General features: G+C 64.8%; 10 protein-coding genes. 5 read left to right on the forward strand and 5 right to left on the reverse strand.

Annotated elements, in window-relative coordinates; genetic code table 11:
* Window positions 1-114: 114 nt before the first annotated feature.
* Both ACQEVO_RS13930 and ACQEVO_RS13935 read right to left on the reverse strand, forming a co-directional pair.
* Complete coding sequence (locus tag ACQEVO_RS13930) at window positions 115-249, reverse strand: hypothetical protein (protein ID WP_432913037.1); 135 nt, start codon at window positions 247-249, stop codon at window positions 115-117.
* A 553-nt stretch (window positions 250-802) separates the two neighbouring features.
* Window positions 803-2110, reverse strand: coding sequence for a hypothetical protein (locus ACQEVO_RS13935; RefSeq protein WP_432913039.1), 1308 nt, complete (start codon window positions 2108-2110; stop codon window positions 803-805).
* A 509-nt stretch (window positions 2111-2619) separates the two neighbouring features.
* Between ACQEVO_RS13935 and ACQEVO_RS13940 the strand changes: the two genes are divergently transcribed.
* The 4 genes from ACQEVO_RS13940 (at window position 2620) to ACQEVO_RS13955 (ending at window position 7526) form a co-directional block, all read left to right on the forward strand.
* Complete coding sequence (locus ACQEVO_RS13940) at window positions 2620-3882, forward strand: IS256 family transposase (protein ID WP_432908572.1); 1263 nt, start codon at window positions 2620-2622, stop codon at window positions 3880-3882.
* Window positions 3883-4057: 175 nt separating this feature from the next.
* The gene (locus tag ACQEVO_RS13945; RefSeq protein WP_432922670.1) at window positions 4058-4684 is read left to right on the forward strand and encodes a LuxR C-terminal-related transcriptional regulator; all 627 of its coding nucleotides are present in this window, start codon (window positions 4058-4060) and stop codon (window positions 4682-4684) included.
* A 92-nt stretch (window positions 4685-4776) separates the two neighbouring features.
* Window positions 4777-5502 (forward strand): DUF4255 domain-containing protein, encoded by a 726-nt coding sequence (locus ACQEVO_RS13950; protein ID WP_432913041.1) that lies wholly within the window; start codon window positions 4777-4779, stop codon window positions 5500-5502.
* Window positions 5499-7526, forward strand: coding sequence for an ATP-binding protein (locus tag ACQEVO_RS13955; protein ID WP_432913043.1), 2028 nt, complete (start codon window positions 5499-5501; stop codon window positions 7524-7526). Before ACQEVO_RS13950 ends, ACQEVO_RS13955 begins: the two co-directional genes overlap by 4 nt.
* Before the next feature lie 10 nt (window positions 7527-7536).
* Here the strand turns inward: ACQEVO_RS13955 and ACQEVO_RS13960 are convergent, their stop codons facing one another.
* Together ACQEVO_RS13960 and ACQEVO_RS13965 are read right to left on the reverse strand one after the other, a co-directional pair.
* Window positions 7537-9594 carry a COG1470 family protein gene (locus tag ACQEVO_RS13960; protein WP_432913044.1) on the reverse strand — a complete coding sequence of 686 codons (2058 nt, stop codon included), beginning with the start codon at window positions 9592-9594 and terminating at the stop codon, window positions 7537-7539.
* Between the two features lie 313 nt (window positions 9595-9907).
* The gene (locus ACQEVO_RS13965) at window positions 9908-10609 is read right to left on the reverse strand and encodes an eCIS core domain-containing protein (RefSeq protein WP_432913046.1); all 702 of its coding nucleotides are present in this window, start codon (window positions 10607-10609) and stop codon (window positions 9908-9910) included.
* Window positions 10610-10784: 175 nt separating this feature from the next.
* Between ACQEVO_RS13965 and ACQEVO_RS13970 the strand changes: the two genes are divergently transcribed.
* On the forward strand, window positions 10785-11465 hold the full coding sequence (locus tag ACQEVO_RS13970; RefSeq protein ID WP_432913048.1) for a hypothetical protein: 681 nt from the start codon (window positions 10785-10787) through the stop codon (window positions 11463-11465).
* Window positions 11466-11514: 49 nt separating this feature from the next.
* Here ACQEVO_RS13970 and ACQEVO_RS13975 read toward each other — a convergent pair whose 3' ends face one another.
* Window positions 11515-12912, reverse strand: a complete 1398-nt coding sequence (locus ACQEVO_RS13975; RefSeq protein WP_432913050.1) for a hypothetical protein — start codon at window positions 12910-12912, stop codon at window positions 11515-11517.
* Between the last annotated feature and the right edge of the window lie 68 nt (window positions 12913-12980).

Genomic DNA, 12980 nt, shown 5'->3' on the forward strand with positions numbered 1-12980 from the left:
CATCGCCGGCCTCCTGGTCGTTGTGTGGCTCGCGGCGCGCGTGTTCGAACACCGCACGGCACCCATCAGGGCGGCAGAGCCCAAGGAGCCGATCTTGTGAGCCACGGGGCCGTCTCACGGTCGCCCGACAAGTACCAGCAGGATCTTCTGAGATCCCACATATTCGACCAGGGCTTCGAGCGCCGGTCGACCGGCGGCGCGGACCCCCACCACGGCCGTGATCACTGCCGGGAGGAGAGCAATCTGCATTCTCCCAGGTAAGATTATCTTTCTTCATGCCCGGCACACGGTTCCGAACCACACCGTGAAAGCGGCAGCGGAATGTGCCCGAATGGGTGCCCAGCAGTGCCTGCGCGCCGCAACTCCCCCGGCCACAATATTTCCCATGACGTTTCCCATGACCAACCATGGCACGCCGAGGCGCCATCGGGCAGGGCCCGAACGGGCCTGGAAAGAAGGATCACCCTCCGTAGTCGACCAGGCGGACCTGTGATCTTTCAGAAGGCGCACAGGAGGAGACCGAATGAACGGCGCACAATCCAATGAGTCACACATCGGCCGCTTTCAGATCGCCGCCTGTGGGACCGAGAACACCACGACCTTTGCAGTCCTCGACACAGTCACCGGGAGAGTCTGGGTTGCAGAAGCGCCTTATTGGCGTAGAAAGCTTCCGGTGGTGACACCGGAGAGCAATGGAAGGCCACTGTGGGAGCTTCCTCGAAGATAGGGCCCGACACTTCGGGTTCAACCCCCGAGATCGGTCGGGCAGCAGCGCCCGGAAAGGTCGGCGTGTAACCCCAGCTCACCCGAGATTGGTACGCAACCAGGCCGCGACCCGCTTCCTGTCATTGCCGAATGCGTTGCTGCGCAATAGCTGCCCCAGCCGCCACCCGACCAGGCTCAGCCGCAGATCCTGGATGCTGTTGCCGCGCTGCGCAAAGACGATGCTGATCCGCTGCAGCTCGGGATCGGCGGCACCCAGGTCGAGAGTGTCACCGAGCCCGGATGCGGTGATCGCCTTGTTCCATGCGGCGACGTCGGCGTCACTGCAGGCTTCGAACTGTGCCCGAAATGCCTGGATGATCGCGATCACCTGGCGACGGGTCTCATCCATCATCGCCTGAGCAACCCTCCGCTCGCGCTGGTCCTCGGTCTCGTCCTCCGGGGCTGGTCCGAAACGCTCATCGAATCCGGCGAACAGGATGCTGACAGCCGTTGCCATCCCGCCGGGTGGATCCGGGGCCTTCTCGTGGCCGATTGTCAGCCGTAGCGCAACGTCTTCGTCGCTGAGGGCGGCCGGGGCCTGGATCATTTCCCGGACCGTGTTGCCGGTCGGTACCCCAAGAGTTGCGCGGACCAGGCCGATCCCTGGGATCGGCCTGGACACCAGATCTGGAGAGAACTGCAGACCGACCGCGGTGAGGAAATGTCCCACTTGGTTACGGCTGGATGGGTGCGGGTCCCGGAAGCCGGCCCCGCCGGGGTTCTGGTCACCAGCGAAACCGGTATCGCCGAACTCGATACCGGTCTGCAGGCCCGGGACAACAAGACTGGCCGTAACACCGAGGACCGCCGAAGTGCGGCCGGCGAGCGTGCCGTCATCGACGACCAAGTCATCGTCGTAGAGTTGCGCCAGCGCCTCCAGGTCGGTAGCGACGGAGTTCTTGATCTCCAAAATCCGTGCCCGGTTCCAGATAACCCGGGCACCCGGGTCATCGAGTACCGCGCCGATCAAGTCGCCCAGTCGGCGTTCCTCATCGGTGATTCGCCAACTCCACCAATCGGTCATCTCGTTCTTCAGCAGCCGCAGCATCTGCACAGCGGCCTGATTGCGAGCCATCGTGATCACGTCGGGGACGGAGAACTGCTTCATCGTGGCCACAGCCACGTCGTCCTTGTCGTAGGAATGCAGTTCGTTTGCGTGGATCACCTGGGTGACGATTCCGTAATCCCCCGCTTTTGCTCGTTGCCCCAGGTACTGTCCGAGCGCCCCCTCCCGCACACTCAGGCCACCCCAGTCGCTGTAGCGGGTGATCACGTCCTGTGCAGTCTCCCGCTGCACAGCCAACACGGCGTGCTGGGTAGCCCGATTACCGGCCTGCGAGGCCACTGTCTGGATCGTCTGACGCAAGGCCGCCGCTGGGACGGTGACCGGATGCCGGGCAGTGGGGGCCGGGCAGGCCGGAAGCAGGCCGGCGGCCGGAGCCTGGGCGGCGGCCGGTTTCGAACGGCTTGGCCGCCGCAGCCCATCGGAGGTTTCCGCAGCTCTGTCATGCATCGCCGATCACCCCTAGAAGACCGCAACACAGGGGAGGACTCTCCCCTCGGGCCCAGCAGCAATCACGCTAGGGTTCCTCGCGCCCGGCTTCAAGGTCCGTTCGCAATCGCTGCCCTCGGCGCTGCCCGAAAAGGCCAACAGCATTCAGCGGGCAGGAACGAAGTAAAGAGCGTGTCTCACATGGGGCCCCCTTCCCGCTGACCATCCGGTCAGAGAATCAGGCCGGAGCACCCTTGAATCCACAGTCCCGGCGCCGGGTCACTGAGGGACTGTCTGAAATTCGGTGGATCTGATCTCGGTCCGACGGCCGGGCCTGTGTGCTCGGCAGGAAGGATCGATTGATGTCGGAGACACTCGAATCCGTGGTGGATGCGGTGGATCAGAAGAAGCTGGCCGAGCAACTACTTGCGCAGGCCAAAGAGCAGGGAGTCGAGCTGCTCGGCCCGGACGGGCTGCTGAACCAGCTGACCAAGAACGTGCTGGAAACCGCGTTGGAAGCGGAAATGACCGAGCACGTCGGCTATGAGAAACACGACCCGGACGGGCGGGGAACCGGCAACTCCCGCAACGGCACACGCTCCAAGACGGTGCTGACCGAGATCGGTCCTGTCGAGATCGCGGTCCCGCGCGACACCGATTCCTCGTTCGAACCGCGGATCGTCAAGAAACGGCAGCGCCGGTTGACCGGGATCGACGAGATCGTGCTGTCTTTGACCGCGAAAGGACTGACCACCGGTGAAGTCGCGGCGCACTTCGCCGATATCTATGGTGCCTCGGTCTCGAAGGACACGATCTCCAAGATCACCGACAAGGTGATCACCGAGATGACCGACTGGTGCAACCGGCCACTGGAACCGGTCTATCCAGTGGTGTTCATCGATGCCGTGCATGTGAAGATCCGCGATGGCCAGGTCGCCAACCGCCCGATCTATGTCGTCATCGGCGTTACCTGCGCCGGGGAGCGCGACATCCTCGGGCTCTGGGCCGGCGACGGCGGTGAAGGCGCCAAATACTGGCTGCAAGTGTTGACCGAGCTCAAGAACCGCGGCGTCGCCGACGTCTGCATCGCCGTGTGTGACGGGCTCAAAGGGCTGCCGGAAGCGATCAACACCGTGTGGGAACGCACGATCGTGCAAACCTGTGTCATCCATTTGCTGCGTAACTCGTTCCGGTATGCCTCTCGCCGGTACTGGGACCAGATGAGCAAAGATCTGCGGCCGGTCTACACCGCACCGACCGAGGCCGCCGCCAAGGAACGGTTCGCCGAGTTCACCGCGAAATGGGGCGGGCAGTATCCGGCGATCGTGCGGCTGTGGGAGAACTCTTGGACCGAGTTCATTCCGTTCCTCGACTACGACGTCGAGATTCGACGTGTCATCTGCTCGACGAACGCGATCGAGTCGCTCAATGCCCGCTATCGACGCGCGGTCCGGGCCCGTGGGCACTTCCCCAGCGAGCAAGCCGCGTTGAAGTGCCTGTATCTCGTGACCCGGTCCCTGGATCCCACAGGCCGTGGTAAGAAACGGTGGGCGATGCGGTGGAAACCCGCGCTGAACGCCTTCGCGATCACCTTCGAAGGCCGGATCACCCCGACCGGTAACTAACCAACGCCGAGATCGGATCCACCGTTAATCGGACACTCCCGTCACTGATGTTGGTGGGAGAGGTACTTCGTGACCAGCCTTCTGTGTTGAGCGCGTGGATTCGCTTGTTGAGCCATTGTTGAGCGTCATCCGGACAGTTGTTGTTGCCCATCAATCCCTCCCGTCGGGAGTAAAAATGCAACCCCGAGTGCCTGTCTATGTGTACGCCGACGACTCGATTCTTCAGGCCGGCGTGATCAGTCAGCTGCGGATGCGCAGTGAGGTTGTCGTTGTCGAGGGCTCGAACCCGGAGTCGGCGGAGGTCGCCGTCTTGGCTGCGGATGTCCTCGATGACGCAACAATGCAAACCCTGCATGCTCTCCAACGAGGTTTCTCGCCGCGCGTCCTCCTTGTGCTGCGTGTGATCGACGATGCCACGCTTGTCGCAGCCGCGGAGGGCGGTGTCAGCGGTCTGCTCCGTCGCGGTGACGCGACACCCGACCTGCTGGTGCGCACGATCCAGAAGGTGATTGCCGGCGAAGGCGTCGTTCCACCTGACCTGCTCGGGCGGTTGCTCGGGCAGGTCGGCGCCTTGCAACGACGGGTTCTCTCCCCGCGTGGGTTGTGTTTCTCGGGATTGTCGGACCGGGAGGTTCAGGTTCTTCGCCTGGTCGCCGACGGACACGACACCTCGGAGATTGCGCAGCAGCTCTGCTACAGCCAGCGCACTGTGAAGAACGTGCTGCACGACATCACGACTCGGCTGCAGCTTCGCAATAGGTCGCATGCGGTCGCCTACGCGGTTCGCGAAGGGTTGATCTGAGGCGGCGGTGGCCCATGGGGTACCGATACCCGCCCAAAAGTCGGGCCCTGGCGTTCTTCGCTCGCTGCCGCTGAGATGGGACGGTGGTGGCCGTGATATCAGAGGTCGATGACGCGCTGAAACAATTGATCGAGCAAGAATCGGTTGAGGAGGCGGAAGTCGACGTTGTCTTCGACGCCCCGACCAAGGACTGGGCGGCCCGACGCACGGGGCCGACGATCGACGTGTACCTGTACGACATCAGAGAAGACCTGCGCCGGCGGCAGCGTGGGCTCGTCAACGAGTACGAGGACAGACGCGTCCGTGCCAGGCATTCCCCGCCGCGTTACTTCAAGCTGTCCTATCTTGTTGCTGCGTGGACCCAACGGCCCGAGGACGAACACCGCCTGCTCGGGCGTCTCCTGGTGTGTCTTCTCCGCCATGAGGCTCTGCCGCAGGAGTTGTTGACTGGTTCGCTCGCCACGCTCGCGCTGCCTGTGCCGGTCACGGTCGCATTACCACCGCCTGAGGACCGCTCCTTCGCCGACGTATGGACCGCACTCGGGGGGGAGTTGAAGCCTTCTCTGGACGTCGTTGTCAGCGTTCCGTCGGAGACCGGTCAGGCACTTCCGGCGGCGCCCCCGGCTCTGCGCACTCCGCGTCTGACCACCGAGGGGATTGCCGATTCGGCTCCGGTAGAACGTAAACGCAGGCGTGAGCGTCGCGGCGACGGTGGTCCCGCCGACGGTCCGGTGGGTCTCGAGACACTGACCGACGACACGTCGACGCCCACCTTCACACTCCGCAGGTCCCGGCGCAAGCCGAGGCGATCCCAGTGACCTCGGACACGAGCCTGCGTTATCTGCTCGACCGGTGTGCGCTGATCGAGGAGCGCGTGCGCACGGTGGTTGCGCACCGACGCGGTCGCGACCCCGCCCCCGACGATCCCTTTCGGGGCCTCTACCTGAGCGATGAATCTGTTGTCGCCCTCCTCGCAGCGTCGCCCACGCCGCCGCCTCCGGACGAGTTGTCGCGCACGACGCTGGAACAGCGTGCCGATATCGCCGAGGCGTCCGGCGCCGAACTCCGGCTGCGCCGACTCGCCCGCGCCGCCGCGCTGTCCGACCTCGACGCCGACGCCCTGTTGATCTGTTTGCTGCCGGATCTGGACTCCCGGTTCGAGCGGCTGTACGGCTATCTCAACGACGACGTCACCCGCCGGCGGGCCACGGTCGGCCTCGTCCTCGAATTGCTCGACCTGTCCCCGGTGGTGGCCGCGCACCGGACGCGGCTCGCGCCCGGGGCCCCGTTGGTCGACAACGCGCTCGTCCTGATCGAGGACGGCGAGCGACCGTTTCTCACCCGGGGGCTGCGGGTTCCGGATCGGGTGACGCAACACCTGCTCGGCGACGACGGTCGGGATTCGGAGCTCGCGGGATTGACGACGGACGCACGGGGATACGATTCGGCGGAGTCCGTACAGGTCGCGCGGTCGATAGGAGCCGGTCAGCGATGCGTCTACATTCGGGAGTCGGTCGGTTGTGCCGGTGCGGCGGTCGCCGTGGCGGCGCTCGAGCGGTCGGGTCACCCCGCACTGTGCGTGGATGCTGCCCGCCTGGTCGGGCACGGTGACCCCGTAGCAGCGGTGCGTGCACTCGGCCGCGAGGGACTGCTACGTGGCTCCGGGGTGGTCGTGACACCGGTTGACATGCTGACCGAGCGCAGTGCTGTACTGCGGGCATTGTGTGCGCTGAAGTCACCGACGATCCTCACCGGGACCGTCACCTGGGATCCGAGGTGGTCCGACTCCGTGCCGCTGCAGATCGAGTCGGGGCGGCTGTCGACGGACGAGCGCGCACGTCTGTGGGCCGACGCGACACAGCAATATGCAACAAGCGCCGGCGCCGTGGCCGACGTCGCCACCCAGTTCGTGTTGGGACCCGCACAGATCGTGCGAGCCATCGGCGCCGCTCGGGCATTCGCCTCGCTTACCGGTACCCAGCTCACCGGCAATCATCTGCGCCAGGGGGCACGGTCGCAGAACGCGGCCGGGCTCGAGCGACTGGCCACGCGGATCGAACCCGCGGTGTCCTGGGCCGACCTCGTACTCCCGCCGCGAGTGAGGGATCAATTGCGCGAGCTCACCTCCCGAGCCCGCTACCGGGAGCGGGTGCTGACCGACTGGCGGATGCGGCCGGGAGGTGGCCGGGGCTGCGGAGTGACGGCGCTGTTCGCCGGCGACTCGGGGACGGGCAAGACGATGGCGGCGGAAGTGATCGCCGGGGCCCTCGGCCTGGACCTGTACGCCGTGAACCTCTCTGCGGTGGTCGACAAGTACGTCGGTGAGACCGAGAAGAATCTCGAACGGATCTTCGCCGAGGCCAGTGGCGTCAACGCGGTGCTGCTGTTCGACGAGGCGGACGCGATCTTCGGTAAGCGAAGCGAGGTACGTGACGCCCACGATCGCTATGCGAACATCGAAAGCGCGTACCTGTTGCAGCGGATGGAGAGCTTCGACGGCCTCGCCGTGCTCGCCACCAACCTGCGGGCGAACCTCGACGATGCGTTTGTCCGTAGGCTCGACGCCATTGTGGACTTCCCCACACCCGACGAGGGCGCGCGCCGAGCACTGTGGCTGCGCTGCTTCGACTCGCCCGCGCCACGCCGAGACGACCTGGACGTGGAGCACCTGGCTCGATCGTTCACGATGTCCGGCGGCAATATTCGCTCGGCGGCGATCACCGCCGCCTACCTTGCCGCGGCGAGCGGCGAGCCGATCGGCATGGCCCACGTTCTCCCGGCCGTCCGGCAGGAATATCGCAAGCTCGGGCGCCTCATGCCGCAGCCTGCTACGGCCACATGAGAACTCGGGTTCACGGTTTCTTTCTGCGTACGCACAGTCCGCCGACACATCCGAGCACTGCGCCCGCGAACACGAGCACCGCCCCGCTTCCCCCCACGGCCGCAGAAAATACGACGCTCGCGTACACCAGGAAGCCGATGGTAACGACGGCCATGAGTAATGCCGCGACCACCGTGAGGGTGCCTTTTGCGCGCAGGACGCCCAGCATCATGATCACGGCCAGAACCAATACGATTGCGCGCGCGATGGGTTGACTCGTCTGGGTGGCGGAGTCCGCGACTTCGATATCCCCTATTTCGCCGACGAAGTTCTGAAAATCGCCGACGCCGGGGAAATCTGTCACGTTGTACAGCGGCACCAGCCAACTGTCGTCCTGCGCCCAGGGCCGGAAGGCCCCGACAACGGCGAACAATCCCCCGAGCAGCGTACACACAATCCGTATCAGCGGCAGGAAGTCCGCCGTCGTCTGAGTGAGTTCTGCCTTCGCCTCGACCATGGCATCGCCGTCGTCCGCGGCCACCTGCAGGTTGCGGACGATCTGCCGTCCCGTTCTGGGGCGAGGGGCGTTGATCGCGACACTCGCCCATCCCACCTGGCCCGCTGCGATGTCGAGTCGGGGTGGCTCGAAGGAGAACCAGACGGCGCGTTCCGGGTCCCGTCCCGATAACCGCACGTGAAGGGGAAGTGCTCGGCTCTTGTTGTCGACCACGACGCGAAGCTGCCCTCGAGTGCTGTTGTGCAGGGTGAACTGTTCGGGCTCCAGATGGATCTTCGCGAGCGTGATCGGGGCGGGGGATGCCGCCTGGGTGAACGCGGCGCGAGCCTGGACGGAACCGTCCCGGTTACCGGCGATAACCGTGATTTCCCGGGAGAGCGTCTCCCCGCCGGCGGGGAGTGCCGCCGACACCGTCACCCCGACCTCGGACACCCGGCCTGCGGGGATGTCGAGGATCCACGGGTCGAAATCGAATCCGACGGCACGTTCCGGATCGGCGCCGGCCAATCGGACGCTCAGGGTGCGGGATCCTCGCGTGTTGTCCACGAGGGCGCGGAAGCGGCCGTATATCTGGTCTCGGGTGTTGAGCTGCTCTGGCTCGAGGCGGATCGCGGCGGTGGTGATCGGAGCCGGCGTGGTCGTCTCCACGAAGGTGCCGTCCACAGTGCTCTCGTTGGTGCCGTCCGACGCGACGACGGTGAACGCTCGGGTGACTTCGGCTTCCGTCGGTCGATTGGTGGATTGGACCCGAAAGCCGGTTCTGCTCTCGGTGCCTGCCCTCACCAGGATGTTGCTTTCGCGAAACGACAGGCGGACCGCGCCCTCCGGGTCACGGCCGGCGAGTTGGATCCGCCGGTCCGCGCCTCCCCTGCGGTTGTCGATGATCAGCCCGCCCTCGCCGTGTGGAACATCGCGCGCCTTGATCACAGTGGGGTCGAGTCGCAGCTGCACCGCGGAGGTTTCCTGCTCGACGGTGACCTGCGTTTCGATGGTGGCTTGGTCGTTTGCTCCGGAGATGGTGAGCCGACGCGTCAGTGGCTTGCCGGCCTCCGGCGCCGGAACAGTGAGCGTGACGTCCACGCTGAGGGTTTCGCCGGGCGGAACTTCGACAATCGTGGCCGAGAATTCGAATTCTGCCACGTCTTCGGGATCCGATCCGGTCAACTCGAAACGCTGCGGGAAGTTGCTGCCGCGATTATCCAGTTTCAGTTCGATTCTTTCCGACGTCGCATCGCGTAGCCGCACCTGCGCCGGCTCGGCCCGCAGTTCGGCCGGGTCACCGACCGGAGGTACGGTGACCGCGATCGCGAAGTCCGTTGCCGCCTTCGGATCTTCATCGGAGTACACCTGACCGGACAGCATGATACGTTGGGCTGCGGGCCATCTCGTCGATTCCACGACGATCGTGATCGACGCCGTCTCCTCCTGGTCGGGATACAGCGTGATTTCCGGGTAGGTCAACTTCAGCCAGGTCGGCGGGTCGATCGGGCATGCCCGAAAGCGATCCACGACCGAGGACGTGTTGTGGACCTGCAGTTCGAACGTTCCACCGTGCTCGGGATCGATGATCACTTCCGGGGCGGGCACCTCGACGCGTGGGGGCCGCGCCGCCCCGGGTCTCGTGGAGTCGTTCCGAGGACGAGGCAGCGGTGCGGCAGCAGGAGTGCGCGATCGTCCATCCGACGCCGCCGGACGGGATTGCGCCACGATCGGAGTTTCGGAGGCGAGCGTTCTTCCGCCCAGAGTGCTCGATCCTGTGCTGAGCCCCATGAACCGGCCGCATTGAGCGCAGAACTCCGCGTCGACCGGGTTCGCGGCGCCACAGTTGTCGCAGAGGTGGCCGTCGTCCATCGACGGATTCGGCACCGGCGGTGAAGTTGCCATGTCAGCTGGTTTCGTCCTCGATATCCTCGTCCCGCTGCACGAACAAACCCTGGACGGATGCTTCGTCCTCCTCGTCCTGGGCCGGGACGTCCTGCCGCTGAACCGCGGCGGGAGCCGGTGCCGGAGAGTTTGCGGCCTGCCCGGCGACCCGCTCCGCATTTGCCACCGCCTCGCGTTCGAACCGGTCGGCCGGGTCGGAGACGCTGATTCCACCCGCGGCCGGTGTCCCGTCCACCGGTCCGCTGCGTTGCTGCACCACATGGGTCAGTTCGTGCGCCAACGTCGTCCGACCATCGACCGACGTCGGATCGTAGGCGTCGCGCTGAAAGGTGATGTCGGAACCGACGGTGTAGGCGTGGGCATCGACTGCTCTGGCAGAGTGGTCCGCGGCCGCGTCGTCGTGTATGCGTACGTCGCCGAAGTCGTGACCCATCCTCGATTCCATATCCGCCCGAACGTCGGGTTCGAGTGGACGCCCGACCGACCCGACGACGTCGTGCACAGGCGAAGGCTCGTCGCCGAGCATCGAGCTGACGGCCGTATTCCCGACGCTGCGCTGAAGTTCGGCAATATCGGCCTCCGCGATCCGGTGGTCTCGGTTCCGGAGGGCCGCGGCCGCGAACGGCGGCCGGTCCGGTCCATCGATGCGTGACGACTTGGGCCGCAGAGCGCCTTCTTCGTTGTCGTAGCGATGTTCCTGCACCGGATTGTCCTTTCGACGCTCGTCAGTTGAGCGTGCTCCGTTGACATCGTGGAAGCAACGACTCGGGTACCGCCCACCCGTGTAGCGTTCGTTGCCCCTTCGAGCAGTGGGTTCCGTCCGAAGGGGCACCCGTCTGACTCTGTCGCCAACGATCGAGACGTGTGACGATGGACGGATGAGTGAGCCGCTCTACGGCGAGGCTCGCCGCCAGGACATCCGTCAGGACCGTCGACTCAGCCGAGGGTCGATGCCCGCCTCGGGTGCCGCTCGATTTCTCGCGCTGCAACGGCTGGCCGGGAACCGCGCCGTCGCCGATCGCCTCGGCTCTTCCCGCCGGATACCGGAATGGCATCTGGCAGAAAAACTTCCGGCCGTTCAGCGCGACTGGTCATGGACGAGATCCGAGCGATACGAGCCGCGGCGACCTGGCGACCCGCCCCCTTCCGGGGGTGGACCGGGTTACGGAATGAATAGCCGCGGGGCCCGACAGATCGCGAACGGCACCTTTCGGTGGTGGCTGGATCCGCAGCCCGGCCTGGTGAACGCCCGCATCGAGTTCACGCCGACTTCCACACTGGCCGCGGTCAGCAAGACGATCGCCTTCGTCCAGACCGTCCAGGCTTCGATTACCACTGGCATCTGGGGTAGAACGTCGACCGGCTTGAACGAGGTCGACAAGGGCGCCGCTGACCGCGATCCGTTCTTCGGGCGCAGTGGAGTGGCGGCGACAACAAATGGGGCGACGAACCGACTGCGACCCAGGCTCGTTCCGAGGACCTCCTCGGCGACGGAGCCCCGCCACCACGGGAAGGCAGTAGCCCGACGACCGCCGGCGGCAACAAGAGCGCCGTGTTGAACGACTCACCGATGCTGCGCAGTGACGACCTTGTTAAGCTGAGCGTGTCCTATTTGAGATACCGCTCCACTTCGGCGAGCCACTCCGGCATGCCCTTGTAGACCTTCCGGTATAAATTGAGAATCTCTTTCTTGGTCATGTGCTCCAATTCGTCCTTAGGGATCTTCTTAGCCAGCGCGGTAGAAATCGGCGAATGCTGACCTGCTGTCAGAATGATCGACGGGGCTTTTTGGGCGTCGTGCCCAAGATGCTTGAGAACGGACTGTTCAATGATGTGGTGGGCCTGGTACGCGCCGCCGTGGCCTCTGGTGAATACCGAGAAAGAATCGAATGGCCCGATGATGCCGCGTTTGTTCATTTCGGCTGCGATGATCGGCATGCCCTTGTCGAATTTCTTCGCGAGAGACTCGGCCGCCTCGACGGACAATGTGCGGCTGACTCGTTGCCCGGAACGTATTGCCTGAATGAAAGCCTTTCCTTCCGTGTTGGGCGAAATCGCCTTCTTGGCGACAGACTTGGCGACATTCTTCATTTTCAGTATGGCGCCTAGCGTCACCTTGCCGCCAGAGGCTGCTCCCTTCTTCAGCGCGCCTTTGACAAGCAGTTTCGCGCCGACGCCAGCGGCGCCCTTGCCGACGCCGGACGGTGTCGGAACGTAGTCCAGCGGACCGAGCCCTTCGGATTCGACGCCGACCGCAGCCCCGGCATCCACGACAAAATTTCCCTCGCGATCGACGAGTCGGGAGATTCCGTCGGCATGAAACGTCCGGTACCCGATGATTTCTTTTGTTTCCGGGTCCAGTACAACGCCGCTGATGCGGCTACGATTCTCGGGCAGGTCTTCTTCGAAATCGCTGATGCCTTGCGGTCCGGACTCGTCGTCCACGGTGATGCCGCCGTCGCCAGCGCGCGCCGCCTCGCCCGGGAGTCGGACACTGGCCGGTGGCGCGATTATCGGATCCATCTCCAAATCCGTGTTCACGAGCGCGGTACTCGTGCCGACGTTCGGTCCCCACAGAAAGTTGACAATGTCCGCGATTTGATCCCGGGGAAGTGTCTCGACCCGCTTCTTTTCTCTGAGAAGAAATTCCAGATCCCGCTGCATTTTGGCGCGCACGGTCTGCATGGCGAGCACGAGCCTGGGTCCGCCGACCAACCCGCCGGCCTCCTCATCACTGAGAACCTTCTCTGCGAGCTTGGCCAATCGAGGCAACAGGTCGTACATCGGCAGACCCTGGATCTCTGCGAGCGGGGCGTTGTTCTCCTCCCTGCGCTGCACCACAAACCCGGTGCCCGGTGCCTTTATTGCGCCCGTCAGCAGAGCATCGACGGCACGATTCCCCGCGAGACGCTGCAGTCCGAGCAGGGGCGCTGGCGCTGCGGCGGTTCGCTGAGGCAACGTATCCGCCGCGCGCGCTGTTTCGCGACGCTCGCGTGCGATATCCATTGGAAGAGCAAACCCGTCGGGCGCAGTCGGGCGCAAGCGAACCGTGCGCATCCTGCAGGCAGAGATCG

Source organism: Nocardia sp. CA-290969, assembly GCF_050936135.1.
Classification (GTDB): domain Bacteria; phylum Actinomycetota; class Actinomycetes; order Mycobacteriales; family Mycobacteriaceae; genus Nocardia.